Raw genomic sequence first — 25,179 nt, 5'->3', positions numbered from 1 at the left:
CCACAGGGACGGCACCGGACCTGAGGGCAGCGCAATACCCGCGAAGAGGCCGGCACAGGCTACCCACAACCCCAGTTCTGCTACCATGGCGCCCTGCCCGACAGCGACGAGCGCCGAAATGTCCGACCCCCGCCCCACCCTGCCCGAACTGGCCCGCTTCAACCAGCACTTCGCCGAACGCATCGTGCCGTTGTGGCAAGGCCCGGGCTGGAACGCCGACATGGCCCTGCCCTACGAGGCCCTGGACGCCCAGCATCAACCGTTGCCGGTGCAGCGCTATCGGGCCATGGCCTGCGCACGCCAGCTCTACCTGTTCAGCAGCCGCATCGGCCAACCCGGCGCAGCCGAGCGCGCCGCCGCCTTGTTCCGCTCGCTGCAGAAGCACTTCCATGACGCCGAGCACGGCGGCTGGTTCTACAGCATCGACGCCCAGGGCAAACCGCTGGACCGGCGCAAGGACCTGTACACGCATGCCTTCATCGTCTTCGCTTGCGCGCACTATTGGGGCAAGGTGCGTGAAAACCTGGTGGAAGCCACGCTGAACGCCGCGCTGGACATCATTGACCAGCAGTTCGCCCGCGACGACGGCCTGTACGAAGCCAGCCTCGGTGAAGACTGGGCCGACCTTGGCAGCGGCCCGCTGCAAAACCCGCAGATGCACCTGGCCGAAGCCTTCCTGCAGGTACTGGCGGTGCGTGACGACGAGCATGCCCGGCAGTCGCTGCTGCAACTGTGCGAGGCGCTGCAGGCGCACTTCATCGAACCGGCTCACGGCCTGATGCTGGAAAAGCCACGCGGCGCTGTGGATAACTGGTTCGAGCCGGGGCACCAGTTCGAGTGGTTCTACCTGCTGCATACCTCGCCACTGCTGCGCGACACGCCGCTGCATGCGTCCATCGACCGGGCTTTCGACTACGCCGAGCAGTACGGGGTGAAGGATGCCGCTGTGCTGGCGATGCTGGATGTGGATGGCAAGGTGCTCGACGCCACCCAGCGGATCTGGGCGCAGGCGGAATACCTACGGGCGCTGGTATTGCGGGCGGGGGGCGAGGCAAAGCTGGCTGGGCAGTTGCAGGCGCTGGACGCGCGGTTCCTGCGTGAGGCGGGCTGGTATGAGTGCCGGGATGGGGAAGGCAGTGTCAGCCGGCATGATATGCCTTCGACTACGCCCTATCATTTGGCAACTTGCCTGGAAGGGCTGCAGCGCCTGGGCTGACGCATTCGCGGGTGAACCCGCTCCCACAGGGATAGCGCCTGCTCTGAAACCGGTGCAGTACCTGTGGGAGCGGGTTTACCCGCGAAGAGGCCCTCGGATCAGCCTTTGACCGACCGGTCGATCGAAAACCCTGCCCAGTCCTGGCTTACCGGCATCAGTTCCAGGCTGTTGATGTTGATATGCGCCGGCTGGTTGAGAATCCAGAAGATGGTCTCGGCAATGTCCTGCGGCTGGATCGGCTCTGCGCCAGCGTAGGTGGCGTCGTATTTGGCCTGGTCACCGCCGAAGCGCACCAGCGAGAACTCGCTTTCGCACAGGCCCGGCTCGATGTTGCTCACCCGCACGCCGGTTCCCCGCAGGTCGCAGCGCAGGCTCAGCGAGAACTGGCCGACGAAAGCCTTGGTGCCGCCGTACACGTTGCTGCCCGGGTATGGGTAGTTGCCCGCCACGGAACCTACGTTGAGGATCGACGCCCCACGGCCATGGGCAATCAGCCGTGGCAGCAGCAGGCGGGTGGTGTACATCAGGCCCTTGATGTTGGTGTCGACCATGGTTTCCCAGTCGTCCAGGCTGCAGTTCTGCGCCGCGTCCACACCCAGCGCCAGGCCGGCGTTGTTGACCAGGCCGCGCAGCTTGTCGAAGCCGGCCGGCAGGTTGGCGATGGCCTGCTCCATGGCCTTGCGGTCACGCACGTCGAGCACCAGGCCGTGTACTTCGGTCTTGGCAGACAGCTCGGCACACAGGGCGTCCAGGCGCTCCTTGCGGCGGCCTGTGAGCACCAGCTTCCAGCCGGCTTCGGCGAAGCGGCGGGCAGTGGCCTCGCCGAAACCGGAAGTCGCGCCAGTGATGAATACGGTGGACGTCATGCTCTGTTCCTCACGGTGGATTATCATCGGCAGTTTTGCAGCATGCCCGCGCCGGGCGCTGGCAGCAACCCGTCCAGGGTGCTGTTCATTTTTTGTTCACCTTCGGCAAACCCTTGCAGCAGAGGGCTCGGCGCCAGCTATGCGCACGTTATCCACAAGGCTTTCCCCACGGATTGGGGGCAACTTGTCCACGGCGCGGAACCCTTTCAGCGCCTTGTGGTCGGTGGATATCTTTTCGGTGATGGCGCAAGGCTTTCAAGCATGCCGCCTGCAGCGGTCTGTGCAAAGTTTTTTCACAGGGTTATCCACAGGTTTTGCGCAATGCCTGGAGTGGCTGCAGGGCTTTGAAAAACTTGGGAAAATCATCCACAAGGGGCCCATGATCAAAAAATGATCATGAAGCCGCAGGGCTTGGTATCAAAGGGCTTGAGCGAGATGCCACCATGTTTTCCACAGGCGGTTCCACATTATCCGTGGAAAAAATGGTCCTGTGTAAACAAGGGTTTGTGGTGGGGCTGTGGAGTAATTGGGGAGAGGTGTTCGAAAGGTTGTCCACATTGGCTTCGGGGGCCGCTTTGCGGCCCCCGAATGCAACTCAATGCCCGCCCAGATATGCGTTACGCACCTCTTCGTTTACCAACAGCTCCTGCCCGGTTCCGGTCATGCGAATCTGCCCGTTGACCATCACATAAGCCCGGTCCGACAGCTTCAGCGCATGGTTGGCGTTCTGCTCCACCAGGAAGATGGTCATCCCGCTCTTGGCCAGCTCACGCAGGGTCGAAAAGATCTGCTTGACCACGATCGGCGCCAGCCCCAGCGATGGCTCGTCCAGCAACAGCAACTTCGGCCGGCTCATCAGCGCCCGGGCAATGGCCAGCATCTGCTGCTCGCCACCGGACATGGTCATGGCCCGCTGGTTACGCCGCTCTTTCAAGCGCGGAAACAGCTCGTACATGCGCTGCATGTCTTCGTCGGCATGCTTGTCGCCGATGGGGATGGTGCCCATCATCAGGTTCTCCTCGACAGTCATGTCAGGGAACACCCGGCGCCCTTCCGGCGACTGGGCGATGCCGTTGGAGGCGATGTAGTGCGACGATTTGCGGGTGATGTCGGTACCGCGGTACACGATATGCCCCGACGCCGCCCGCGGCTGGCCGAAGATCGACATCAGCAGGGTCGACTTGCCGGCACCGTTGGCGCCGATCAGGCTGACCGTCTCGCCCTCGTTGATGTGCATCGAGACCTTTTTCAGCGCCTGGATCGGGCCGTAGAACACGTCCAGGTCCTTCAGTTCGAGAATGGGTGCACTCATACCAGTTCCTCTTCATCGGCACCCAGGTAGGCGGCGATCACCGTCGGGTTGTGGCGGATATCCTGTGGCGCGCCTTCGGCAATCACGTTGCCGTGGTCGAGCACCACGATATGGTCGGAAATGCTCATGACCATGCCCATGTCGTGTTCGATCAGCACCACGGTGATGTCGTGTTCGTCGCGCAGCACGCGGATCATGCGGCTGAGGGCCTCGGTTTCCTGCGGGTTCAGGCCAGCCGCCGGTTCGTCCAGGCAGATGATCTTCGGCCGCGTGCACATGGCCCGGGCGATTTCCAGGCGGCGCTGCTGGCCGTACGACAACTCGCCAGCCAGGCGGTTGGCGCAGTCGACCAGGTCGACCACTTCCAGCCAGTAGAACGCATGGTCCAGCGCATCGCTCTCGGCCTTGCGGTAAGCCTTGGTGTTGAGCACCCCGGCCAGCAGGTTGCGGTTGACCCACATGTGCTGAGCCACCAGCAGGTTTTCCACCACCGACATTTCCTTGAACAGGCGAATGTTCTGGAAGGTGCGTGCCAGGCCGGCGCGGTTGACCAGGTGGGTACCGCCGAACATCTTGTAGTACATGCGGTTGGCAAAGCGCGTCGGCGAGACGAAGTCCGCCGCCTGGAAGCGCTCGCCGAGCAGCTGGATGACATTGGTGTGGCTGCCGCGCACGTTCAGCTCGATACGCCCGCCACTGGCCTTGTAGAAGCCGGTCAGGCAGTTGAACACAGTGGTCTTGCCGGCGCCGTTGGGGCCGATCAGGGCGAAGATCTGGTTGCGCCGGACCTTCAGGCTGACATCGCTGAGCGCCTTGATGCCACCGAACTGCATCATCAGGTTGTCGACCGAGAGAATGATATCGTCGCTCATGGCGCCACTCCTTTACGCGGGGTCACACCGGTACGGCTGATGCGGATCAGCCCACGCGGTCGCCAGATCATCATCAGCACCATCAGCACACCGAACAGCAGCACGCGGTACTCGGAGAAGCTGCGCAGCAGCTCGGGCGCCACGGTCAGCACGAAGGCCGCGATCACCACACCCACGGTCGAGCCCATGCCGCCAAGCACGACAATGGCGAGAATCAGCGCCGACTCGAAGAAGGTGAACGACGACGGGTTGACGAAGCCCTGGTAGGTGGCAAAGAACACACCGGCCAGGCCGGCGGTGGAGGCACCCAGGGTAAACGCCGAAAGCTTGACCAGCACATGGTTCAGGCCCATCGAACGGCAGGCGATCTCGTCCTCGCGCAGCGCTTCCCAGGCGCGGCCGACCGGCATGCGGGTCAAGCGGTGCTTGATGTACAACACAGCCAGCACGACGATGAACAGCACCGCGTAGATGAACACGAACTTGAGGTTGGCGTTGTACTCGAAGCCGAAGAACTCGTGGATCGGTACCCCGCCGTCCTTGGCCCGGCGGCCGAACTCCAGGCCGAAGAAGGTTGGCGACGGTGCCGGCATGCCGTTGGGGCCGCCAGTGAACGACAGCCAGTTGTTCAACACCAGGCGGATGATCTCGCCGAAGCCCAAGGTCACGATCGCCAGGTAGTCACCGTGCATCCGTAGCACCGGGAAGCCGAGGATGCACCCTGCCAGCGCCGCAGCGATAGCCGCCAGTGGCAGTACGCTCCAGAAGCCCAGGCCCAGGTACTGGTAACCCAACGCCAGGCCGTAGGCGCCGATGGCATAGAACGCCACGTAACCCAGGTCGAGCAGGCCGGCCAGGCCGACCACGATGTTCAGGCCCAGGCCCAGCAGCACGTAGATCAGACCGAGGATGACCACGGTCAGCAGGTACTTGTTGGCGAAGATCGGGAAGACGATGGCGATCACCACCAGCGCCGGGATGATGTAGCGCAGGCGCGATACGTAGTCCGGCGCGCGCACATGCACGCCCGAGCCACCGCTTTCGAAGCCCTGGAGCATGCGCGAGCCGGCGGCGGTCTGCAGGTACAGGCTGAGCAGGAAGCGCCCCAGCATCACCCCGCCGACCAGCCAGGCCACTCGCCGCGGCTCGGCGTTGAAGCTGTAGCCGTCGAGCACTACGCCGACCACCGGGCCAAACACGATGAGTGCCAGCAGGCCGGCGACGATGGTTTCCAGCAGGCTGCGTTTAAGGTCGAAACCCTTGGTTTCGGTAACAGAGGCAGTTTTGGCAATGGACATGTTCACACCTTAGCCACGAGCGGGCGACCCAGCAGGCCTTGTGGGCGGAAGATAAGGATCATCACCAACAGCGAGAAGCTGAACACGTCCTTGTAGTCGGAGTTGATCAGGCCAGAGAACAGCGACTCGGAAATGCCCAGGATGATCCCGCCGAGCATGGCGCCAGGCAGGGAGCCGATCCCGCCGAGCACCGCGGCGGTGAACGCCTTGATGCCGATGATGAAGCCGGCGTAGAAGTCGAAGGTGCCGTAGTTCATGGTGATCAGCACACCGGCCAGGGCGGCCATCACCGCACCGATGACGAACACGTAGGAGATCACCCGATCGGTGTTGATGCCCAGGATCGAGGCCATCTTGCGGTCTTGCTGGGTGGCACGGCACATGCGGCCGAGCTTGGTGTACTTGATTACGTAGGTGAGCAGGCCCATGCCGACAAAGGCCGCCACCAGGATGAAGATCTTGGTGTAGGTCAGTTGCACGAAGCCGGTGCCGACTTCGATGCGCATGGCGCCTTCGAGCAGGGTCGGCACGCCTTGCTGGCGGGCGCCCTGGCTGATCTGCGCGTAGTTCTGCAGGATCAGCGAAATACCGATGGCACTGATCAGCGGTGCCAGGCGGGTGGAGTTACGCAGGGGTTTGTAGGCGATGCGTTCGATGGTGAAGCCGTACACGCCGGTGACGACAATGGTGAACAACAGGGTGCCCAGCATCAACAGAGGGAACGACTCGATACCGAAATAAGCCAGCAATGCCAGGCTGATCGCCGCGAGGTACGCGGAGATCATGTACACCTCGCCGTGCGCGAAGTTGATCATGCCGATGATGCCATAGACCATTGTGTAGCCGATGGCGATCAGGCCATAGACCGACCCGAGGGTCAGGCCGTTGACCAGTTGCTGCAGGAAAATACCATCCATAACGCAATCTCACCTGATTGAGATTGCACGAGCGCCGACCACGGCGGGCCCGGGACAGGCGGCCCTCGCAGCGCAGTACTGTGCAGATCTACGGATAAAGACAGGTACCGCGGGGCTTGGGCCCGGGGCAGCTGCGCCCGGGCCGTGGGCCGTTATTATTTTTGTTTTTCCAGCTGGTGATACTTGCCGTCCTTGTCCCACTGGTAGACCACGTAGTCGGACACGGTCAGGTCGCCCTTCTTGTCCCACTTTTTCTCGCCCATGACGGTCTGTACCGGGTTGGCCTTGAGCCACTCGGCAGCCGCTTCGCCCTTGTTCGACTTGGCGCCGTTGAACGCGGCGGCCAGCGCCTGCAGCGAGGCATAGGCGTACAGGGTATAGCCCTCAGGTTCGGTACCGGCCTTGCGGAACTCCTCCACCACCGCCTTGCTGTCTGGCAGCAGGCGCGGGTCGGCGCCGAAGGTCATGTACACGCCATCGACGTACTGCGCACCGCCGGCGGTGGCCACCAGTTCGTCGGTAACGATGCCGTCATCGGACATGAACTTGACGTCCTTCAGGCCCTGCTCGCGCAGCTGGCGTACCAGAGGGCCGGCTTCCGGGTGCAGGCCGCCGAAGTAGACGACGTCGGCACCGGTAGAGCGGATCTTGGTGACCACGGCGCTGAAGTCCTTCTCGCCACGGGTCAGGCCTTCGTACAGCACCGGCTTGACGCCGCGTTTCTCCAGCTGTGCCTTGGTCGCGTCGGCCAGGCCCTGCCCGTAGGTGTCCTTGTCATGCAACACCGCGACTTTCTTGCCCTTGAGCACATCGACGATGTAGTCGCCGGCGACGATGCCCTGCTGGTCGTCACGGCCGCACATGCGGAACATGGCACCCAGGCCGCGCTCGGTGACCTGTGGGTTGGTGGAGCCCGGGGTAATGGCGATGACGCCAGCCTCGTCATACACCTCGGAGGCCGGGATGGTGTTGGAGGAACAGAAGTGGCCGACCACGCCGATCACCTTGTCCTGGTCGACCAGGCGGTTGGCCACGGCCACGGCCTGCTTCGGCTCGCAGGCGTCATCGCCCTTGACCAGGACGATTTTCTCGCCGTTCACGCCACCGGCGGCGTTGATCTTGTCGGCCGCTGCCTGCGCACCTTTCATGTACTGCTCGCCAAACGCTGCGTTAGCCCCGGTCATCGGGCCCGCTACACCGATCTTGACGTCGGCCTGAACATACGAAGAAACACCCAGTGCCGTAGCTACGGCCAGAGCCAGGAAACCTTTCTTGTAAAACGTCTGCGACATGAGGTGGTGCTCCTAGAGTTTTTTTGGTTGGCACTACAACTTCTCAGCCCTGTGCTCTGAGCAAGGGCCGTGCCATACGGTTTGTCTTCCGGGAAAACACACTGAGACAGGCGCCAACAGGCGACCGACGGCCTTTTCTTTATTGAGCGTGCAACCGTCTGCCACGCGGCAGGCGCCACCACACGTACAGACAAGGAGCAACCGCCGAGTGCCATCATTGCAACCCTGGCAAGTGTTTACGTGCAACCGCCCTGTAACAGCGGACGTCACCGAACTGCACACCGCTGGTGCGCGACTGCTACAGGCGGCACCGTTTCAAGGCTAGCTGGTGCACAAAAAAACACCCGGTTTTGGCCGATACGCGGCCCTGTGGGCGCGGGTTCACCCGCGAAGAGGCCAGCCCAGACACAACAAGGCCGAAAAGGCTGGCACAATGTCCGCCATTCGCCGCTTCCGGAGCCCCCTTGATGAGCGAAAGCGCATTCGCCGAGCGCATCGTGCACAACCTGCTCGACACCGACTTCTACAAACTCACCATGATGCAGGGCGTGCTGCACAACTACCCGGACGCCGACGTCGAATGGGAATTCCGCTGCCGCAACGGCGAGGACCTGCGCCCCTATCTTGGCGAAATCCGCAACCAGCTCGAGCGGCTCAGCGACCTCACCCTGGATGACGGCCAACTGGCCTTCCTCGAACGCATCACCTTCCTCAAGCCCGACTTCCTGCGCTTTCTGCGCCTGTTCCGCTTCAACCTGCGCTACGTGCGCCTGGGGATAGAAAACGACCAGCTGTGCCTGCGCCTGAAAGGCCCATGGCTGCATGTGATCCTGTTCGAAGTGCCGCTACTGGCGATCATCAGTGAAGTGCGCAACCGCCAGCTGCACCCGCGCATGCGCCTGGCCGAGGCCCGCGACCAGCTGTACCGCAAGTTCGACTGGCTGCGCGCACATGCCAGCGACGACGAACTGGCCGAACTGCAGGTGGCCGACTTCGGCACCCGCCGGCGCTTTTCCAGCCGCGTGCAGGAAGAAGTGGTGCGCGTGCTGCGCGACGATTTCCCGGGCCGCTTCGTCGGCACCAGCAACGTCGACCTGGCATGGAAACTGGATATCAAGCCGCTGGGCACCATGGCCCATGAATGGATCATGGCCCACCAGCAACTCGGCCCGCGATTGATCGACAGCCAGATCGCCGCGCTGGACTGCTGGGTGCGCGAGTACCGCGGCCTGCTCGGCATCGCCCTGACCGACTGCATCACCATGGATGCCTTCCTCGGCGATTTCGACCTGTACTTCGCCAAGCTGTTCGACGGCCTGCGCCACGACTCGGGCGAACCGGTGGCCTGGGCGGAAAAGGCCATTGCCCATTACCAGAAACTGGGTATCGACCCGATGACCAAGACCTTGGTGTTTTCCGACGGCCTCAACCTGACCCGCTCGCTGGAAATCTTCCGTGCCCTGCGCGGTCGCATCAACGTCAGCTTTGGCATCGGCACCAACCTGACCTGTGACATCCCGGGCGTGGCCCCGATGAGCATCGTGCTTAAAATGACCGACTGCAACGGCGCGCCGGTGGCGAAGATCTCGGACGAAGCCGCCAAGACCCAGTGCCGCGACGAGAACTTCGTCGCCTACATGCGCCATGTATTCAAAGTCCCCAGCAAGGAGTAACCCATGCAAGCGGTTCAGCAAGAGATTGCCCAGGCGCTGAAGGTACAGCCGCCGTTCGCCGACGCCGCCGCGCTCGAGGCCGAAGTCGCCCGGCGCGTGGCGTTCATCAAGGATTGCCTGGCCAACGCCCGGCTCAAGACCCTGGTGCTGGGCATCAGCGGCGGCGTCGACTCGCTGACCGCCGCCCTGCTCGCCCAACGCGCCATCAACGAGTTGCGCGCAGAGACCGGTGACAAGGCCTATACCTTCATCGCGGTGCGCCTGCCCTATCACGTGCAGCACGATGAGCATGACGCCCAGGCCTGCCTGGACGTGATCAAGGCCGATGAAGTGCACACCGTCGATATCGCCCCGGCGGTGAAGGCGCTGGCAGCTGAGGTCGTGGAACTGAAGAATGGCTCGCCGACGCTGGTGGACTTTGTCGTGGGCAACGTCAAGGCACGCACGCGCATGGTCGCCCAGTACACCATCGCCGGTGCCCGCGCGGGCCTGGTGATCGGTACCGACCACGCCGCCGAGGCGGTGATGGGCTTCTTTACCAAGTTTGGTGATGGCGCCTGCGACCTGGCGCCGCTGAGCGGGCTGGTGAAGAACCAGGTGCGGGCGATTGCGCGCAGCTTTGGTGCGCCGGAGTCACTGGTGGAGAAGGTGCCGACTGCGGACCTGGAAGACCTGGCGCCGGGCAAGCCGGACGAAGCGTCCCATGGCGTGACCTACCAGCAGATCGATGCCTTCCTGCATGGGCAGCCGGTTGACCAGGCAGCGTTCGACATCATCGTCGCCACCTACCGCAAGACCCAGCACAAGCGCGAACTGCCGTTCGCCCCTTGATAAGGCTATAGAAGGACCTGTGGGAGCGGGTTCACCCGCGAATACGATGGTGAAGCCACCGACGCATTCGCGGGTGAACCCGCTCCCACAGGGTTCACCGTCAGCCTTTGATTACTTGACGACGACCTTGCCCTTCATCATCGAGATGTGGCCCGGGAAGGTGCAGAAGAAGCTGTAGTCGCCACCGGCTTCCAGCTTGGTAGTGTCGAACTTCACTTCAGTTTCCTTCTCAGGCGCGCCGATCATCTTGGTGTGGGCGATGATCGCGGCGTTGTCAGCCTTGATGTAGTCCTTTTCCAGACCCTGGCTCATGCCTTCGGTGGCAATGCCCTGCATGTCGGCAGTCTTGCTGATCACCAGGTTGTGGCCCATGACGTTCTTCGGCAGGTTGCCGGAGTGGGTCAGTTTGACGGTGAATTCCTTGCAGCTCTTGTCGACGCTGATTTCCTTGGTGTTGTAGGACATCTGGTCGGTGGAGTCGACAGTCACCGAGCACTCGGCTGCGAAGACAGAGGCGCTGGCGAGGGTCAGCAGGGATACCGCTACAGCTTTCGCAAACATCATGAATCTCCTTGGCAGGGTTTTATCAATTGCGAGACTGCCTGAAACCGTTCAGCCCCCTGCTGATATGGGTCAAGGGGGTGTCAAGTGGCCAGCCAGTAGAATTGTTCAATCGATTGTATACAACCAATTCAAGAGCACATCATGCCCTTTTATTGGAGGATGGGACAACCTCTCATTTAGGAGCAATACGAAATGACCCTTGGTAGCCTGATGAACAGCCTGCTGGCGGCCTACGCCCATGGAGCGACTGGCGCCATCTGCGAATTCTCCCGACCGGAGTGAAACCGGCCTTGGAACTGTAGGGCATGGACCTTACCCTGTCAGCCTGAGTGACAGGAGATGAGCAATGCCCGTACGTTCCGTTTGTGTGTTCTGCGGCGCCAGTATCGGCGCCAACCCTGCCTACCGTGAAGCGGCCATCGCGCTGGGCCAGGCGATTGCCCGTCGCGGCCTGACCCTGGTCTATGGTGGTGGCGCGGTCGGCCTGATGGGCACCGTCGCCGACGCGGCCATGGCAGCCGGCGGCGAAGTGATCGGGATCATCCCGGAAAGCCTGATGAATGCCGAAATCGGCCACAAAGGCCTCAGCCGCCTGGAAGTGGTCGACGGCATGCATGCGCGCAAGGCACGCATGGCCGAGCTGAGCGATGCCTTCATCGCCCTGCCCGGTGGGCTGGGTACGCTGGAGGAGTTGTTCGAGGTATGGACCTGGGGGCAATTGGGCTATCACGCCAAGCCGCTGGGACTGCTGGATGTGAACGGCTTCTACGAGAAGCTGGGCGGGTTCCTCGACCATATCGTCGAAGAAGGCTTCGTGCGGCCGCAGCATCGGGCGATGTTGCTGCTGGGGCAGCAGCCGGATGAGCTGCTGGACGGGATGGAAAGCTTTGTAGCGCCAGTGGCGCCGAAGTGGGTCGACAAGAAGCCCGATTGATTTGCAGATTTTGGGGCTGCTCTGCAGCCCTTTCGCGACACAAGGCCGCTCCCACAAAAGCACTGCGTACGCCGATCAATGTGGGAGCGGCCTTGTGTCGCGAAAGGACCGCAAAGCGGTCCCAATATGGATCAGTTAGCGCGGAATGACTGGCTGACGCGGCTTCTTGTTGCCCTTGCCACCCTTGGCCGCTTCCTTGCGCTCCTTGGCCGCCTGCTGGTTGCGCGCAAACGCTTCGGCCTTGGCCTTTTCACGCTTGTCCCACGGCTTGCTGCCATCGCTGCCACGCGGCGGCAGGCCGGTGTGCTGGGTAAGGATCTTCTGGTCCTTGCCCACCTTGTGGCTACCCGCCGGGGTCGAGTTCTTGCGGCGCGCACTCTGGTAGGTATCGGTCTGCGGCTGGTGCAGCGGGATCAGCTGGTGCTTGCCCGGCCCGATCAGGTCGGCGCGGCCCATGCGCTGCAGCGCTTCACGCAGCATCGGCCAGCCCTTCGGGTCGTGGTAACGCAGGAACGCCTTGTGCAGGCGGCGCTGCTCCTCGCTCTTGACGATCTCCACCCCTTCGCTCTTGTAGGTCACCTTGCGCAGCGGGTTCTTGCCCGAGTGGTACATGGCCGTGGCCGAGGCCATCGGCGACGGGTAGAACGCCTGCACCTGGTCGGCACGGAAGCCGTTGCCCTTCAGCCACAGGGCCAGGTTCATCATGTCTTCGTCGGTGGTGCCCGGGTGCGCGGCGATGAAGTACGGGATCAGGTACTGCTCCTTGCCCGCCTCTTTCGAGAACTTCTCGAACATGCGCTTGAAGCGGTCATAGGTGCCGATGCCCGGCTTCATCATCTTGTCCAGCGGGCCACGCTCGGTGTGCTCCGGGGCAATTTTCAGGTAACCGCCGACGTGGTGGGTGACCAGTTCCTTGACGTATTCCGGCGACTCCACCGCCAGGTCGTAGCGCAGGCCCGAGGCGATCAGGATCTTCTTCACACCCGGCAAGGCACGCGCCTTGCGGTACAGTTCGATCAGCGAGCTGTGGTCGGTATTGAGGTTTTCGCAGATGCCCGGGAACACGCACGACGGCTTGCGGCAGTGCTTCTCGATGTCATGGCTCTTGCAGGCGATGCGGTACATGTTGGCAGTCGGGCCGCCAAGGTCGGAGACAACGCCGGTGAAGCCCGGCACCTTGTCACGCATCTCTTCGATTTCGTGCAGGATCGACTCGTGCGAGCGGTTCTGGATGATGCGGCCTTCGTGCTCGGTGATCGAGCAGAAGGTGCAGCCACCAAAGCAGCCACGCATGATGTTCACCGAGAAGCGGATCATCTCGTAGGCCGGGATGCGCTCCTTGCCGTAGGCCGGGTGCGGCACACGGGCGTAGGGCATGCCGAACACGTAGTCCATTTCTTCGGTAGTCATGGGGATGGGTGGCGGGTTGAACCACACATCTACCTCACCGTGCTTCTGCACCAGGGCGCGGGCGTTGCCGGGGTTGGTCTCCAGGTGCAATACACGGTTGGCGTGGGCGTACAGCACCGGGTCGTTACGCACCTTTTCGAACGATGGCAGGCGGATTACCGACTTGTCGCGGGTCATCCGCGGGCTGTCGAGAATCTGTACCACCTTGGCTTCGTTCGGGTCGTCCACCTCGCCCTTGGCCTGCTCGATGGCACAGGCCTGGGTGTCCTGGGTGTTCACGTACGGGTTGATGATCTTGTCCACACGGCCTGGGCGGTCGATGCGGGTGGAGTCGATCTCGTACCAGCCCTGGGGGGTATCGCGGCGCACGAAGGCGGTACCGCGCACGTCAGTGATCGTCTCGATCTTCTCGCCGTTGGACAGGCGCTGGGCCACCTCGACCACCGCGCGCTCGGCGTTGCCGAACAGCAAGATGTCGGCGCTGGCGTCGATCAGGATCGAGTGGCGAACCTTGTCCTGCCAGTAGTCGTAGTGAGCGATGCGGCGCAACGAGGCCTCGATGCCACCCAATACGATCGGTACATGCTTGTAGGCTTCCTTGCAGCGCTGGCTGTACACCAGGCTGGCACGGTCCGGACGCTTGCCGGCCAGACCGCCTGGGGTATAGGCGTCGTCGGAACGGATCTTCTTGTCCGCGGTGTAGCGGTTGATCATCGAGTCCATGTTGCCGGCAGCCACGCCGAAGAACAGGTTCGGTTCGCCGAGCTTCATGAAGTCGTCTTTCGACTGCCAGTTCGGCTGGGCGATGATGCCCACGCGGAAGCCCTGGGCCTCCAGCAGGCGGCCGATGATGGCCATGCCGAACGACGGGTGGTCGACGTAGGCATCACCGGTCACGATGATGATGTCGCAGGAATCCCAGCCGAGCAGATCCATCTCCTCCCTGCTCATCGGCAGGAAAGGTGCTGGCCCGAAGCATTCGGCCCAGTACTTGGGATAGTCGTAGAGTGGTTTGGCTGCTTGCATGTCAGTGACCGGTTCTGGTGTGCAGGGAAATCGCGGGCGCGGAATATAGCACAAATTTTGACCAAATCCGACGGTGGTTGTCGGATTCATGGGTTGCCTGTACCGGCCTCATCGCCGGCAAGCCAGCTCCCACAGGGGCTCCACCGGCCTCAAGGCAGTGATCTCCTGTGCGAGCTGGCTTGCCGGCGATGGGGCCAGTGGCTTATTCGTCGTCGTCGAAGTTGTACATACCCGGCGCAAGGTTCTCGAAGCGGGTGTACTTGCCGATGAACGCCAGGCGCACGAAGCCGATGGGGCCGTTACGCTGCTTACCGATGATGATTTCCGCCACGCCCTTGTGCTCGGTCTCAGGGTGGTACACCTCGTCGCGGTACACGAACATGATCACGTCGGCGTCCTGCTCGATCGCACCGGATTCACGCAAGTCGGAGTTCACCGGGCGCTTGTTCGGCCGCTGTTCCAGCGAGCGGTTCAGCTGCGACAGGGCGATGACCGGGCAGTTGAACTCCTTGGCCAGGGCCTTGAGCGAGCGGGAGATCTCGGAAATTTCGTTGGTCCGGTTGTCACCGGCCGAGCCCGGGATCTGCATCAGCTGCAGGTAGTCGACCATGATCATGGCGATTTCACCGTGCTCACGGGCCAGGCGGCGGGTACGCGCACGCATTTCCGAGGGGCTGATGCCGGCGGTATCGTCGATGAACAGCTTGCGGTCGTTTAGCAGGTTCACCGCCGAGGTCAGGCGTGGCCAGTCGTCGTCGTCCAGCTGGCCGGAACGCACCTTGGTCTGGTCGATACGGCCCAGGGACGAGAGCATACGCATGATCAGCGATTCACCTGGCATCTCGAGAGAGAACACCAGTACCGCCTTGTCGGTACGCAGTACGGCGTTTTCCACCAGGTTCATGGCGAAAGTGGTCTTACCCATCGACGGTCGGCCGGCGACAATGATCAGGTCGGCTGGCTGCAGGCCGCTAGTCTTCTCGTCGAGGTCGGTAAAGCCTGTGGATACGCCGGTGATGTCGCTGTCGGAGTTGAACAGCGTGTCGATGCGGTCGATGGCCATGGTCAACAGTTCGTTGACCCCCACCGGGCCGCCGGTCTTCGGCCGCGCCTCGGCGATCTGGAAGATCTGCCGCTCGGCATCGTCAAGAATCTCTTCGGCGTTACGCCCTTGCGGGTTGAAGGCGTTGTCGGCGATGTCGGTACTGATGCTGATCAGCTGGCGCAGGGTGGCGCGCTCGCGAATGATCGCGGCGTAGGCCTTGATGTTGGCCACCGACGGGGTGTTCTTGGCCAGCTCGGCCAGGTACGCCAACCCACCGACTTGCGAAGAAAGGCCTTCCTTGTCCAGTTGCTCGTGCAGGGTCACCACATCGAATGGCTGGTTGGCGTCGGCCAACTTGTGCACGGCACGGAAGATCAGGCGGTGGTCATGCCGGTAGAAGTCGCCATCCGACACCTGGTCCAGCACCCGCTCCCAGGCGTTGTTGTCCAGCATCAGGCCACCGAGCACGGCCTGTTCGGCCTCGATGGAATGCGGCGGCACCTTCAGGGCTGCGGTTTGCAGGTCAAGCTGTTCGGAGGTGGTGATCTCGTTCATGGCCACGAAAGAATTCAGGAGGACGAAAAAGACAAAGGGCACGGCCTGTATGAACAGGACCGTGCCCGATGTTAACCGGCTGACACCTGACGGGCCAGCCAGTCAGCGCAGCTTAGGCAGCTACGACGACCACGCGTACGGTGGCTTCAACGTCGCTGTGCAGGTGCACGGCTACGTCGTATTCGCCAACCTGACGGATGGTGCCGTTCGGCAGACGAACTTCAGCCTTGGCCACTTCAACGCCGGAGGCGGTCAGGGCGTCAGCGATGTCGTGGGTGCCGATCGAACCGAACAGCTTGCCTTCGTCGCCAGCGGTGGCAGTGATGGTCACTTCCAGCTCGGCCAGTTGGGCAGCGCGGCTTTCAGCCGAAGCTTTCTTGTCAGCAGCTGCTTTTTCCAGCTCGGCGCGACGCTCTTCGAACGCAGCCAGGTTGGCGGCGTTGGCAACGGTGGCCTTGCCGAATGGCAGCAGGAAGTTACGGCCGTAACCAGCCTTAACCTTTACTTTGTCGCCCAGGTTGCCCAGGTTAGCGACTTTTTCCAGCAGGATCAGTTCCATTTGGTAAAACCTCTTAACTTTTAACCTTCACCGTTCGCGGAGTCATTCCCCTTGGGGGACTTGCGACCGCGAAAATCAATCAGGCTGTCGACAATGGCCAGAACCACCAGCAACGGATAAATCAGCTGCATGATCAGCGGCAACGTCACGTACATGCCCACCAGCCAGAAACCGGCCAGTCGCCCCTGCGCCACCAGCCCGTGCATCAAGGCGATGCCGGCCAGCACCAGTACCAGGCTCGAGGCCGATGCCAGGATGATGAACTGCGGGCCGATAAACGGCGCCACCACCATCACTGCCACCAAGACCGCCATGGTCTGTTTCGGCAACTTCAGTTCGCGAAACTCGCGCCCGAAGCCTCCAGGGTTGTACAACGCTGCCTGCCAATAGCGCGCCAGCATCAACGCCAGCACACTGAACAATTGCACCGTCACTGCTGTGGAAGCGACCAGCACGGGGCGGATCAGCTCACCAGAGAGCACCGGTTGCCCCTCGATTTTCGGCATGGCTTCGGCAAACGCCTTGGCCAGCACATCGAAGGTTTGCGCCAGCGCCAGATCAAGCACGAGGCTGAAAGCCACGGCGAACACGGCACTGGCGAGCAACACCCGGCTCCAGGGATGCTCGGCACGCAACATGGCGGCCAGGGCCAGGGCACCCGCAATCACCAGAAAGGTGATGGGATCGCCCATGACCCACACGGCCAGCCCGGCCAGCAGGCCGCCGGCGATGACCGTTGTAGCATCCTTGAACCCACGCCGCAGCAGCACAAGGCTGCCGGCAGCGGCACTCAACCAGAACAGCAGCGGCAGTACCGCGCTGATGACCACCACCAGGGTGGCCTGCACACGACCGCGCATGATGAAACTTGCTAACGCTCGCATGCTAATCCCTTACTGCTTGTCGACGACCCGGTCTCAGCGGCCGTGGCTGTCGGTGTAGGGCAGCAGGGCCAGGAAGCGGGCGCGCTTGATAGCGGTAGCCAGCTGACGCTGATAACGAGCTTTGGTACCGGTGATACGGCTTGGAACGATCTTGCCGGTTTCGGATACGTAAGCTTTCAGGGTGTTGAGATCTTTGAAGTCGATCTCTTTCACGTCTTCAGCAGTGAAGCGGCAGAATTTACGACGACGGAAGAAACGTGCCATTTAATAGGCTCCTCTAAAGGTCCGTGGATTACTCGTCAGCGTTATCGCTGGAGTCGCTGTCATTGCTGTCGTCGCCGTCGGCGGATTCAGCATGCTCAGGACGTTCACGACGCTCACGGCGCTCGCTGCGGTTTTCTTCAGCCTTCAGCATCTCGGACTGGCCGGTAACGGCTTCGTCGCGACGGATGACCAGGTTACGGATAACGGCATCGTTGTAGCGGAAGTTGTCTTCCAGCTCGGCCAGGGCCTTGCCGGTGCACTCAACGTTCAGCATCACGTAGTGAGCCTTGTGAACATTGTTGATTGCGTAGGCCAGTTGACGACGGCCCCAGTCTTCCAGGCGGTGGATCTTGCCACCATCTTCTTCGATCAGCTTGGTGTAACGCTCAACCATGCCGCCGACTTGTTCGCTCTGGTCCGGGTGAACCAGGAAGATGATTTCGTAATGACGCATGAATGCTCCTTACGGGTTAGTAGTCTGCCAGTAAATCTGGTCAGACAAGGAGTGAATGACACTGTATGTCTTGCACGGAGGGGAGGCACATGAGCGCCTGCCAGCTCGGCAAGGGGCGCAATTGTAGAGAAGGCGGGGCGCACAAGCAAGGTGATTGGTGAATATTTGAACAGCCTGAAACACATTACAGACTGCCGGCCCTTTCGCGGGTAAACCCGCTCCCACAGGTACCCCACAGGGCTCAGGCCTTGTGCGATCCCTGTGGGAGCGGGTTTACCCGCGAAGAGGCCGGTACAGGCTGAAGATCAGCGCTTGGCCTGACGCTGACGCACAGCCTCGAACAGGCACACGCCAGTCGCCACCGACACGTTCAGGCTGCTGACGCTACCGCCCATCGGCAACTTCACCAAAAAATCGCAATGCTCGCGGGTCAGCCGGCGCATGCCCTTGCCTTCCGCGCCCATGATCATCACCAGTGGCCCGGTCAGGTCCTGCTGGTAGATCTCCTGCTCGGCCTCGCCGGCGGTGCCCACCACCCACAGGCCACGCTGCTGCAGCTTTTCCAGGGTGCGCGCCAGGTTGGTCACGGCCACCAGCGGGATTACCTCCGCCGCGCCGCAGGCCACCTTGCGCACAACCGGCGTCAAGGTCGCGGACTTGTCCTTGGGCACCACCACTGCCGTGGCACCGGCGGCATCGGCGGTACGCAGGCAGGCGCCAAGGTTGTGCGGGTCGGTCACACCATCCAGCACCAGAATCAGCGGTGGTGTTTCGGTGCGTTCGAGCAACTCCTCGAGCATCAATTCGCCCCACACCTGGCTCGGGCTCACCTCGGCGACCACGCCCTGGTGCACACCTTCTACCCAGGCATCCAGCTCACGACGCTCGGCCTGGCCAACCGGCACGCGGTTCTCCGCAGCCAGCGCCAGCAACGTTTCGAGGCGTGGCTCGCTGCGCCCTTCCGACAGCCAGATCTGCTTGACCCGCTTCGGATGGTGCTGCAGCAATGCCTGCACGGCGTGCACACCGTAGATCTTTTCCAGCTGACTCATGACTTGCTCTTGCTCTTGCGTGGCGCACCGGACTTCGGCGGGCCTTTACGGTGCTTGGTCGGCTTGCCGGACGACTTGCCGCCCTTGTCCGACTTGCTGCTGGCATGGCCGCCACTGCGCGCCTCGCTCATCAGCGCCTTCTTCATTTCGCGGCTCTTGCGCACCTCGGCGTTACGCTGCACGGCATCTTTCGGGAAGTATGCCTCGGCGGTTTCGCTCTTGCGGCTGCGTGGTTTCGGCGTAGCCTTGGCCTCGACCGGTGCCTGCGCGGGCTGCTCGGCGGCTGGCGCAGCGCCACGCTGTTTGCGGCCAATCGGCGCAGCGAGGGTTTTCTCCGACACTTCGAAGTCGATCTTGCGCTCGTCGAGGTCAACACGCATGACCTTGACTTCGATGGTGTCGCCCAGGCGGAAGCTGCGCCCGGTACGCTCGCCGGACAGGCGGTGATGCACCGGGTCGAAGTGGTAGTAGTCACCCGGCAGCGCACTGACGTGCACCAGGCCTTCTACGTAGATGTCGGTCAGCTCGACGAACAGGCCGAAACCGGTCACCGCAGTGATCACACCCGGGAAGGTCTCGCCCACGCGGTCCTTCATGAACTCGCACTTGAGCCAGTTGACCACGTCACGGGTGGCTTCATCGGCCCGGCGCTCGGTCATCGAGCATTGCTCGCCGAGTTGCTCCAGGGTGTTCTCGTCGTACGGGTAGATGCGCGCCTTGGGGATGCTCATGGCGCCGGCACGCTTGACGTGCGGGGTATCCACCTTGGAACGGATGATGCTGCGGATGGCGCGGTGCACCAGCAGGTCCGGGTAACGGCGGATCGGCGAGGTGAAGTGGGTGTACGCCTCGTAGTTCAGCCCGAAGTGGCCGTTGTTGTCGGTGCTGTACACCGCCTGGCTCAGCGAACGCAGCATCACGGTCTGGATCAGGTGGAAGTCCGGGCGCCCGGCAATGCTCGCCAGCAGTGCCTGGTAATCCTTCGGCGACGGGTCCTTGCCCTTGTGCAGGGTCAGGCCCAGTTCGCCAAGGAAGGCGCGCAGCTTTTCCAGGCGCTCCGGCGGCGGACCGTCGTGCACGCGGTACAGGGCCGGCACGCCGTGCTTCTGCAGGAACTCGGCGGTGGCCACGTTGGCCGCCAGCATGCACTCCTCGATCAGCTTGTGGGCATCGTTGCGCACGGTCGGGCGGATTTCCGCGATCTTGCGCTCGTCACCGAAGATGATGCGGGTTTCCTGGGTTTCGAAGTCGATGGCACCCCGGGCGTGACGGGCATCCAGCAGCACCTTGTACAGGTTGTACAGGTTCTTCAGGTCCGGCACGACTGCCTTGTACTCCTCGCGCAGCGCCTTGCCCTCACGGGTGCGGGAGTGCTCGAGCATGCTGCTGACCTTGTTGTAGGTCAGGCGGGCGTGGGAGTGGATGACGCCTTCGTAGAACTGGTAGTCGACCATCTGGCCGGCTTTGTTCATGGTCATTTCGCAGACCATGGCCAGGCGATCGACATGCGGGTTCAGCGAGCACAGGCCGTTGGACAGCTCTTCGGGGAGCATCGGCACCACGCGCTCGGGGAAGTACACCGAGTTGCCGCGCTGCTGGGCCTCGACGTCCAGGGCCGAGCCCAGGCGCACGTAGCTGGACACGTCGGCGATGGCCACATAAAGGCGCCAGCCACCGGAGAACAGACGCAGCTTGCCCAGCGGCTCGCAATAGACGGCGTCGTCGAAGTCGCGGGCATCCTCGCCGTCGATGGTGACGAACGGCAGGTGGCGCAGGTCGACGCGCTTCTCCTTGTCCTTCTCTTCGACTTCGGAGCGGAACTTGCGCGCTTCCTTGATCACGTCCTTGGGCCAGACGTGCGGGATATCGTAGCTGCGCAGGGCAACGTCGATTTCCATGCCCGGCGCCATGTAGTTGCCGATAACCTCGACCACATCGCCCTGCGGCTGGAAGCGCGGGGTCGGCCAGTGGGTGATCTTGATCTCGACGAACTGGCCAATCTTGGCGCCGCCGTTGCGCCCGGCGGTGACCAGCACTTCCTGCTGGATCTTCGGGTTGTCCGGGGTCACGTAGCCGATACCGCCTTCTTCGAAGTAACGGCCGACCACGCTTTCGTGGGCACGGGAGATGATTTCGACCAGCACGCCTTCACGGCGGCCACGGCGGTCGACGCCAGAGACGCGGGCCAGGCCGCGGTCGCCGTCGAACACCAGGCGCATCTGCGACGGGCTGAGGAACAGGTCTTCGCTGCCGTCGTCCGGAATAAGGAAGCCGAAACCGTCGCGGTGACCGGCGACGCGGCCGCAGATCAGGTCCAGCTTGTCTACCGGGGCATAAGTGCCGCGCCGGGTATAGATAAGCTGGCCATCACGCTCCATGGCACGCAGGCGGCGGCGCAGGGCTTCGATCTGGTCTTCGTCGTACAGACCGAACTCGGCCGCCAGCTCCTCGCGTGCGGCCGGTTCGCCACGGTCGGCAAGGCGCTGCAGGATCAGCTCACGGCTGGGAATGGGGTTGTCGTATTTTTCCGCTTCGCGAGCGGCCTCGGGATCGAGGGATTGCCAATCGGCCATCAGAAGGGGTTCACCTTGGGGTATATAGATAGGAATTCTGGCATAGGCGTATTGAAACCGGAAATGTCAGCCTTGGACAGCCCCACCGGCGTCTCCGGCGAGCCGGAATAGGCCTGCGGAATCAACAAGTTGAATTTTTTGAAATTTTTTTCGCTTGGGGGGTTTACAGCCCCCCGGACCGTCCGTATAGTGCGCACCACAACGACGGACAACCCCGAAGTTGTAGTAGAGATGAGCGGCGCTGTAAAGCATCAAGTAATCTCGAATGTGTGCCCAGGTGGCGGAATTGGTAGACGCGCTGGTTTCAGGTATCAGTGGCTTAACGGCCGTGGAAGTTCGAGTCTTCTCCTGGGCACCAAATATTTTCAAGTAACAGATGACCAAGGATCTGTTACTACTGTGTGAAAGCGAACGATAGTCGCCTTCTCCAGATGATGTAAAGCTTTGCCCAGGTGGCGGAATTGGTAGACGCGCTGGTTTCAGGTATCAGTGACTTAACGGTCGTGGAAGTTCGAGTCTTCTCCTGGGCACCATACAAAAACCCACTAGCTTGCTAGTGGGTTTTTTCTTGCCTGCGATTTTTGTCTCTCCCTCCTCGCCTGCCCGGACTGCTCTGGCGTCTATGAGATCGAGCGCCGCCCGCGCGGCGCATCGCGAATAAATTCGCTCCTACATTTGTTGCAACGTGGCCATGCCTGTGAAGCCATGGTTGTCAGCCTTGTTTGCATGGTTCAAGTCATGAGCCAGGGCTGGCAACCATGGCGTAACAGGTTCGGCACGTTGCAACAAATGTAGGAGCGGCTTTAGCCGCGATGCGCCGCGCGGGCGGCGCTCGATCTCACAGGCGCAAAAAGGCCCAAGGCAATCCGACCATGAATTTCTCGTCACCCGGCCACTTGAGAAACGATTTCGTTTACCATTGTTTCCAAATATGTAGCCGTAAGCGAGGAAGTACCCGCATGACGATCCGCCCGCAACCGCTGATGCGTACCTTGGCCGCCGCCGTGCTGAGCCTGGCCATCGGCGCTCCGGCCGCCATGGCAGACGCACCGGTCACCCTGACCATGTACAACGGTCAGCACAAGGAAATCGGCGAAGCCATCGCCCAGGCCTACGAGGCCAAGACCGGCATTCATATCGATATCCGCAAGGGCAGCAGCAACCAGCTGGCCAGCCAGATCATCGAGGAAGGCGAACGCTCGCCGGCCGACATCATCTATACCGAAGAGTCCCCTCCCCTGAACAACCTGGGTGAGCTGGGCCTGCTGGCGAAAATCGACGACGCCACCGCGAACATGATGCCCAAGGAGTACGTTGGCGCCAACGGCACCTGGATGGGCATCACCGCCCGTACGCGCATCGTCGTGTTCAACCCGAAGAAGGTCGACGAGAAAGACTTGCCGACCACAGTGATGGACTTCGCCAACCCCGAGTGGGAAGGGCGCGTCGGCTATGTGCCCACCAGCGGCGCCTTCCAGGAGCAGGCCGTGGCCATCCTGAAGATGCACGGGCGAGAAGCCACCGAAGAATGGCTGACCGGCCTGAAGGCATTCGGCAAGCCCTACACCAACAACATGGTCGCCCTGAAAGCCGTGGAAAAAGGCGAAGTGGCTGCGGTACTGGTGAACAACTACTACTGGTATGCGCTTGAGCGCGAGCGCGGCAAGCTGGACACCAAGCTCTACTACCTGGCCGATGGCGATGCCGGCAACCTGGTCACCATTTCCGGCGCAGCCGTGGTCAAGGCCAGCAAGCACCCGAAAGAAGCCCAGGCCCTGCTCAACTGGATGGCCAGCGAAGAAGGCCAGCGCGTGATCACCCAGACCACCGCCGAGTACCCGCTGCATAAAGGCATGGTCTCCGACCGTGGCCTGAAGCCGTTCGAAGACCTGCGCCCGCCGAAGATCTCGCCAGCCGACCTGGGCAATGCCGAGGAAGCGATCGAGCTTGAGCGCGAGGTCGGCCTGCTCTGATGACTGCCGCCCTGTCCGAGCCGGTGCCGGTACGCTTCGTACCGCGCCGCAAGCGCCCCTCGATCTGGGTGGTGCTGCCTGTGCTGTTCCTGGTGGCCATGAGCTTGCTGCCATTGCTGTACGTTGCCATGAAAGCCTGGGAAGCCGGCTGGCGCGAAGCCTTGCACCTGCTGTGGCGGCCGTTTGTCTGGGGGCTGATGCGCAACACCCTGATGTTGATGGCCGGGGTGACGCTGACCTGCATGGTGGTCGGCATGGCCCTGGCCTGGCTGCTGGAGCGCAGCAACCTGGCCGGTCGTCGGCTGTGGGGCGTGGTGCTGTGCCTGCCGTTCGCCGTGCCGTCGTTCGTCAGCAGCTTCACCTGGGTGTCGCTGAGCTCGGACTTCGAAGGGCTGGGCGGGGCAATCATGGTCATGGCCCTGTCCAAGTACCCGCTGGTGTTCCTGCCGGTGGCGGCAACCCTGCGCAACCTCGATACCTCACTGGAGGAATCGGCACGTACGCTGGGCTGCAGCCGCTGGGGCGTATTCATCAAGGTCACCCTGCCGCTGCTGTGGCCATCGATGCTGGGCGGCGCGCTGCTGATCGCCCTGCACATGCTGGTGGAGTTCGGCGCCTTGTCGATCCTCGGCTTGCAAACCTTCACCACGGCGATTTACCAGCAGTTCGAACTGGAGTTCAGCAATGCCAACGCCGCCATGCTGTCCGCCGTACTGTTGGCGATGTGCCTGGTGATGCTGTGGCTTGAGTTGCGGGTACGTGGCAAGGCCCGCCATGTGCGCATCGGCCAGGGTGTGGCGCGGCGAGCACAACCGGTGCGGCTGCGTGGCTGGGCAGTGCTGGCGCAACTGTTCTGCGTGGGCCTGGCGGTGTTGGGCAGCGGTATTCCGCTGGCCATGCTCGGCTACTGGTTGAGCGTGGGTTCATCGGCGGCATTCCCTGTGGCAGCCATTTCCAAGGCGCTGCTCACCTCGCTGTCGGTGTCGCTGGGGGGTGCCGGTTTCTGCGTGCTGCTAGCCCTGCCAATCAGCTTCCTGGTGGTGCGCTACAAGGGCCGCCTGGCAATTTGGGCCGAGCGCCTGCCATACCTGTTGCACGCCCTGCCAGGCCTGGTGATTGCCCTGACCCTGGTGTTCTTCGCCCTGCATTACGTGCCGGCGCTGTACCAGACCACGGCACTGTTGCTGCTGGCCTATGCGCTGCTGTTCCTGCCGCTGGCGCAGTCGCCGGTGCGCACCGCACTGAACAAGGCTTCACCTACCCTGGAGGAAGCGGCACGGACCTTGGGCGCGAGCAGCTTTGCCGCGTTCTGCCGGGTGACCCTGCCGATCATCTTCCCGGCCATGGCGGCAGCCTTTGCCCTGGTGTTCCTGGACGCCATGAAGGAGTTGACTGCCACCTTGCTGCTCAGCCCGACCGGCATGACCACCCTGGCCACAGAGGTGTGGGCGCATACGGCCAACGTCGAGTTCGCGGCGGCGGCGCCTTATGCGGCGTTGCTGATTGTGGTTTCGGGGTTGCCGGTTTATCTGCTGACTACCCGGATGTATTTGAATAAGGCTTGAAAGCTTGCCCAGGCCGCCATACGGCCTGGGTATTACGCCACTAG

At 62.3% G+C, this 25,179-nt stretch carries 22 protein-coding genes and 2 tRNA genes; 9 read left to right on the top strand and 15 right to left on the bottom strand.

The window, feature by feature from the left end; all coding sequences use genetic code 11:
- The first annotated feature begins 118 nt into the window (after positions 1–118).
- Complete coding sequence (locus J5M71_RS01245; protein WP_207828763.1) at positions 119–1,216, top strand: AGE family epimerase/isomerase; 1,098 nt, start codon at positions 119–121, stop codon at positions 1,214–1,216.
- A gap of 98 nt (positions 1,217–1,314) precedes the next feature.
- On the opposite strand, the gene J5M71_RS01240 is transcribed toward J5M71_RS01245, so the two are convergent.
- On the bottom strand, positions 1,315–2,082 hold the full coding sequence (locus J5M71_RS01240; RefSeq protein WP_013974408.1) for an SDR family oxidoreductase: 768 nt from the start codon (positions 2,080–2,082) through the stop codon (positions 1,315–1,317).
- Here J5M71_RS01240 and J5M71_RS01235 point away from each other — a divergent pair.
- Positions 2,063–2,476 carry a hypothetical protein gene (locus J5M71_RS01235; RefSeq protein WP_207828762.1) on the top strand — a complete coding sequence of 138 codons (414 nt, stop codon included), beginning with the start codon at positions 2,063–2,065 and terminating at the stop codon, positions 2,474–2,476. The genes J5M71_RS01240 and J5M71_RS01235 overlap by 20 nt on opposite strands.
- Before the next feature lie 201 nt (positions 2,477–2,677).
- On the opposite strand, the gene J5M71_RS01230 is transcribed toward J5M71_RS01235, so the two are convergent.
- The 5 genes from J5M71_RS01230 to J5M71_RS01210 form a co-directional block, all read right to left on the bottom strand.
- The gene (locus J5M71_RS01230; RefSeq protein ID WP_016712243.1) at positions 2,678–3,394 is read right to left on the bottom strand and encodes an ABC transporter ATP-binding protein; all 717 of its coding nucleotides are present in this window, start codon (positions 3,392–3,394) and stop codon (positions 2,678–2,680) included.
- A complete protein-coding gene (locus tag J5M71_RS01225) occupies positions 3,391–4,266 on the bottom strand; it encodes an ATP-binding cassette domain-containing protein (RefSeq protein ID WP_207828759.1) in 876 nt (291 codons plus the stop codon). Before J5M71_RS01225 ends, J5M71_RS01230 begins: the two co-directional genes overlap by 4 nt.
- The gene (gene livM / locus J5M71_RS01220) at positions 4,263–5,564 is read right to left on the bottom strand and encodes a high-affinity branched-chain amino acid ABC transporter permease LivM (RefSeq protein WP_063911907.1); all 1,302 of its coding nucleotides are present in this window, start codon (positions 5,562–5,564) and stop codon (positions 4,263–4,265) included. Before livM ends, J5M71_RS01225 begins: the two co-directional genes overlap by 4 nt.
- A 2-nt stretch (positions 5,565–5,566) precedes the next feature.
- Positions 5,567–6,481 (bottom strand): branched-chain amino acid ABC transporter permease LivH, encoded by a 915-nt coding sequence (locus tag J5M71_RS01215; protein ID WP_207828751.1) that lies wholly within the window; start codon positions 6,479–6,481, stop codon positions 5,567–5,569.
- Positions 6,482–6,636: 155 nt separating this feature from the next.
- The gene (locus J5M71_RS01210; protein WP_063911909.1) at positions 6,637–7,773 is read right to left on the bottom strand and encodes a branched-chain amino acid ABC transporter substrate-binding protein; all 1,137 of its coding nucleotides are present in this window, start codon (positions 7,771–7,773) and stop codon (positions 6,637–6,639) included.
- A gap of 467 nt (positions 7,774–8,240) precedes the next feature.
- On the opposite strand from J5M71_RS01210, the gene pncB reads away from it, so the two are divergent.
- Both pncB and nadE read left to right on the top strand, forming a co-directional pair.
- On the top strand, positions 8,241–9,446 hold the full coding sequence (gene pncB, locus J5M71_RS01205) for a nicotinate phosphoribosyltransferase (RefSeq protein WP_207828748.1): 1,206 nt from the start codon (positions 8,241–8,243) through the stop codon (positions 9,444–9,446).
- A 3-nt stretch (positions 9,447–9,449) separates the two neighbouring features.
- Complete coding sequence (nadE, locus tag J5M71_RS01200; RefSeq protein ID WP_063911911.1) at positions 9,450–10,277, top strand: ammonia-dependent NAD(+) synthetase; 828 nt, start codon at positions 9,450–9,452, stop codon at positions 10,275–10,277.
- 111 nt (positions 10,278–10,388) lie between these two features.
- Here the strand turns inward: nadE and azu are convergent, their stop codons facing one another.
- Entirely contained in the window at positions 10,389–10,838 is a 450-nt protein-coding gene (azu, locus tag J5M71_RS01195; protein WP_233687342.1) for an azurin, read from the bottom strand.
- Between the two features lie 349 nt (positions 10,839–11,187).
- On the opposite strand from azu, the gene J5M71_RS01190 reads away from it, so the two are divergent.
- Positions 11,188–11,775 (top strand): TIGR00730 family Rossman fold protein, encoded by a 588-nt coding sequence (locus J5M71_RS01190; RefSeq protein WP_207828744.1) that lies wholly within the window; start codon positions 11,188–11,190, stop codon positions 11,773–11,775.
- 135 nt (positions 11,776–11,910) lie between these two features.
- On the opposite strand, the gene J5M71_RS01185 is transcribed toward J5M71_RS01190, so the two are convergent.
- The 8 genes from J5M71_RS01185 to rnr all read right to left on the bottom strand — a co-directional run bounded on the left by J5M71_RS01185 (position 11,911) and on the right by rnr (position 21,597).
- Entirely contained in the window at positions 11,911–14,211 is a 2,301-nt protein-coding gene (locus J5M71_RS01185; protein WP_207828736.1) for a YgiQ family radical SAM protein, read from the bottom strand.
- 202 nt (positions 14,212–14,413) lie between these two features.
- Complete coding sequence (dnaB, locus tag J5M71_RS01180) at positions 14,414–15,811, bottom strand: replicative DNA helicase (protein WP_015271992.1); 1,398 nt, start codon at positions 15,809–15,811, stop codon at positions 14,414–14,416.
- Positions 15,812–15,923: 112 nt separating this feature from the next.
- Positions 15,924–16,370, bottom strand: a complete 447-nt coding sequence (gene rplI / locus J5M71_RS01175) for a 50S ribosomal protein L9 (protein WP_003249568.1) — start codon at positions 16,368–16,370, stop codon at positions 15,924–15,926.
- Between the two features lie 20 nt (positions 16,371–16,390).
- On the bottom strand, positions 16,391–17,254 hold the full coding sequence (locus tag J5M71_RS01170; protein ID WP_063911915.1) for a hypothetical protein: 864 nt from the start codon (positions 17,252–17,254) through the stop codon (positions 16,391–16,393).
- Positions 17,255–17,287: 33 nt separating this feature from the next.
- Positions 17,288–17,518 (bottom strand): 30S ribosomal protein S18, encoded by a 231-nt coding sequence (gene rpsR, locus J5M71_RS01165; protein ID WP_003249563.1) that lies wholly within the window; start codon positions 17,516–17,518, stop codon positions 17,288–17,290.
- A gap of 28 nt (positions 17,519–17,546) precedes the next feature.
- Positions 17,547–17,972 (bottom strand): 30S ribosomal protein S6, encoded by a 426-nt coding sequence (gene rpsF / locus J5M71_RS01160; protein WP_013974420.1) that lies wholly within the window; start codon positions 17,970–17,972, stop codon positions 17,547–17,549.
- Between the two features lie 305 nt (positions 17,973–18,277).
- Positions 18,278–19,024, bottom strand: coding sequence for a 23S rRNA (guanosine(2251)-2'-O)-methyltransferase RlmB (gene rlmB, locus J5M71_RS01155; RefSeq protein ID WP_063911916.1), 747 nt, complete (start codon positions 19,022–19,024; stop codon positions 18,278–18,280).
- Positions 19,021–21,597: a ribonuclease R gene (rnr, locus tag J5M71_RS01150; RefSeq protein WP_207828728.1), complete on the bottom strand. Its 2,577-nt coding sequence runs from the start codon at positions 21,595–21,597 to the stop codon at positions 19,021–19,023. The genes rlmB and rnr overlap by 4 nt, the downstream gene beginning before the upstream one ends.
- A 271-nt stretch (positions 21,598–21,868) precedes the next feature.
- Between rnr and J5M71_RS01145 the strand changes: the two genes are divergently transcribed.
- The 4 genes from J5M71_RS01145 (at position 21,869) to J5M71_RS01130 (ending at position 25,135) form a co-directional block, all read left to right on the top strand.
- Positions 21,869–21,955, top strand: a tRNA-Leu gene (locus tag J5M71_RS01145).
- A gap of 88 nt (positions 21,956–22,043) precedes the next feature.
- Positions 22,044–22,130 (top strand) — tRNA-Leu (locus J5M71_RS01140).
- 426 nt (positions 22,131–22,556) lie between these two features.
- The gene (locus J5M71_RS01135) at positions 22,557–23,570 is read left to right on the top strand and encodes an extracellular solute-binding protein (protein WP_207828719.1); all 1,014 of its coding nucleotides are present in this window, start codon (positions 22,557–22,559) and stop codon (positions 23,568–23,570) included.
- Positions 23,570–25,135: an iron ABC transporter permease gene (locus J5M71_RS01130; protein WP_207828709.1), complete on the top strand. Its 1,566-nt coding sequence runs from the start codon at positions 23,570–23,572 to the stop codon at positions 25,133–25,135. The genes J5M71_RS01135 and J5M71_RS01130 overlap by 1 nt, the downstream gene beginning before the upstream one ends.
- Positions 25,136–25,179 lie beyond the last annotated feature (44 nt).

Source organism: Pseudomonas sp. 43(2021), from assembly GCF_017490805.1.
Classification (GTDB): domain Bacteria; phylum Pseudomonadota; class Gammaproteobacteria; order Pseudomonadales; family Pseudomonadaceae; genus Aquipseudomonas.
The sequence above is the reverse complement of the archived record's forward strand: the minus strand, read 5'-3'. Positions and strand labels throughout refer to the sequence as shown.

Bases quoted from the DNA above. Each gene is read 5' to 3' on its own strand.
- J5M71_RS01135 (WP_207828719.1), top strand. From the start codon at position 22,557: ATGACGATCCGCCCGCAACCGCTGATGCGTACCTTGGCCGCCGCCGTG.
- rlmB (WP_063911916.1), bottom strand. From the start codon at position 19,024: ATGAGTCAGCTGGAAAAGATCTACGGTGTGCACGCCGTGCAGGCATTG.
- pncB (WP_207828748.1), top strand. From the start codon at position 8,241: ATGAGCGAAAGCGCATTCGCCGAGCGCATCGTGCACAACCTGCTCGAC.
- J5M71_RS01130 (WP_207828709.1), top strand. From the start codon at position 23,570: ATGACTGCCGCCCTGTCCGAGCCGGTGCCGGTACGCTTCGTACCGCGC.
- rplI (WP_003249568.1), bottom strand. From the start codon at position 16,370: ATGGAACTGATCCTGCTGGAAAAAGTCGCTAACCTGGGCAACCTGGGC.
- J5M71_RS01230 (WP_016712243.1), bottom strand. From the start codon at position 3,394: ATGAGTGCACCCATTCTCGAACTGAAGGACCTGGACGTGTTCTACGGC.
- livM (WP_063911907.1), bottom strand. From the start codon at position 5,564: ATGTCCATTGCCAAAACTGCCTCTGTTACCGAAACCAAGGGTTTCGAC.
- J5M71_RS01215 (WP_207828751.1), bottom strand. From the start codon at position 6,481: ATGGATGGTATTTTCCTGCAGCAACTGGTCAACGGCCTGACCCTCGGG.
- dnaB (WP_015271992.1), bottom strand. From the start codon at position 15,811: ATGAACGAGATCACCACCTCCGAACAGCTTGACCTGCAAACCGCAGCC.
- J5M71_RS01185 (WP_207828736.1), bottom strand. From the start codon at position 14,211: ATGCAAGCAGCCAAACCACTCTACGACTATCCCAAGTACTGGGCCGAA.
- J5M71_RS01235 (WP_207828762.1), top strand. From the start codon at position 2,063: ATGAATACGGTGGACGTCATGCTCTGTTCCTCACGGTGGATTATCATC.
- J5M71_RS01170 (WP_063911915.1), bottom strand. From the start codon at position 17,254: ATGCGAGCGTTAGCAAGTTTCATCATGCGCGGTCGTGTGCAGGCCACC.
- rpsR (WP_003249563.1), bottom strand. From the start codon at position 17,518: ATGGCACGTTTCTTCCGTCGTCGTAAATTCTGCCGCTTCACTGCTGAA.
- rnr (WP_207828728.1), bottom strand. From the start codon at position 21,597: ATGGCCGATTGGCAATCCCTCGATCCCGAGGCCGCTCGCGAAGCGGAA.
- J5M71_RS01225 (WP_207828759.1), bottom strand. From the start codon at position 4,266: ATGAGCGACGATATCATTCTCTCGGTCGACAACCTGATGATGCAGTTC.
- J5M71_RS01240 (WP_013974408.1), bottom strand. From the start codon at position 2,082: ATGACGTCCACCGTATTCATCACTGGCGCGACTTCCGGTTTCGGCGAG.
- azu (WP_233687342.1), bottom strand. From the start codon at position 10,838: ATGTTTGCGAAAGCTGTAGCGGTATCCCTGCTGACCCTCGCCAGCGCC.
- J5M71_RS01245 (WP_207828763.1), top strand. From the start codon at position 119: ATGTCCGACCCCCGCCCCACCCTGCCCGAACTGGCCCGCTTCAACCAG.
- rpsF (WP_013974420.1), bottom strand. From the start codon at position 17,972: ATGCGTCATTACGAAATCATCTTCCTGGTTCACCCGGACCAGAGCGAA.
- J5M71_RS01210 (WP_063911909.1), bottom strand. From the start codon at position 7,773: ATGTCGCAGACGTTTTACAAGAAAGGTTTCCTGGCTCTGGCCGTAGCT.
- J5M71_RS01190 (WP_207828744.1), top strand. From the start codon at position 11,188: ATGCCCGTACGTTCCGTTTGTGTGTTCTGCGGCGCCAGTATCGGCGCC.
- nadE (WP_063911911.1), top strand. From the start codon at position 9,450: ATGCAAGCGGTTCAGCAAGAGATTGCCCAGGCGCTGAAGGTACAGCCG.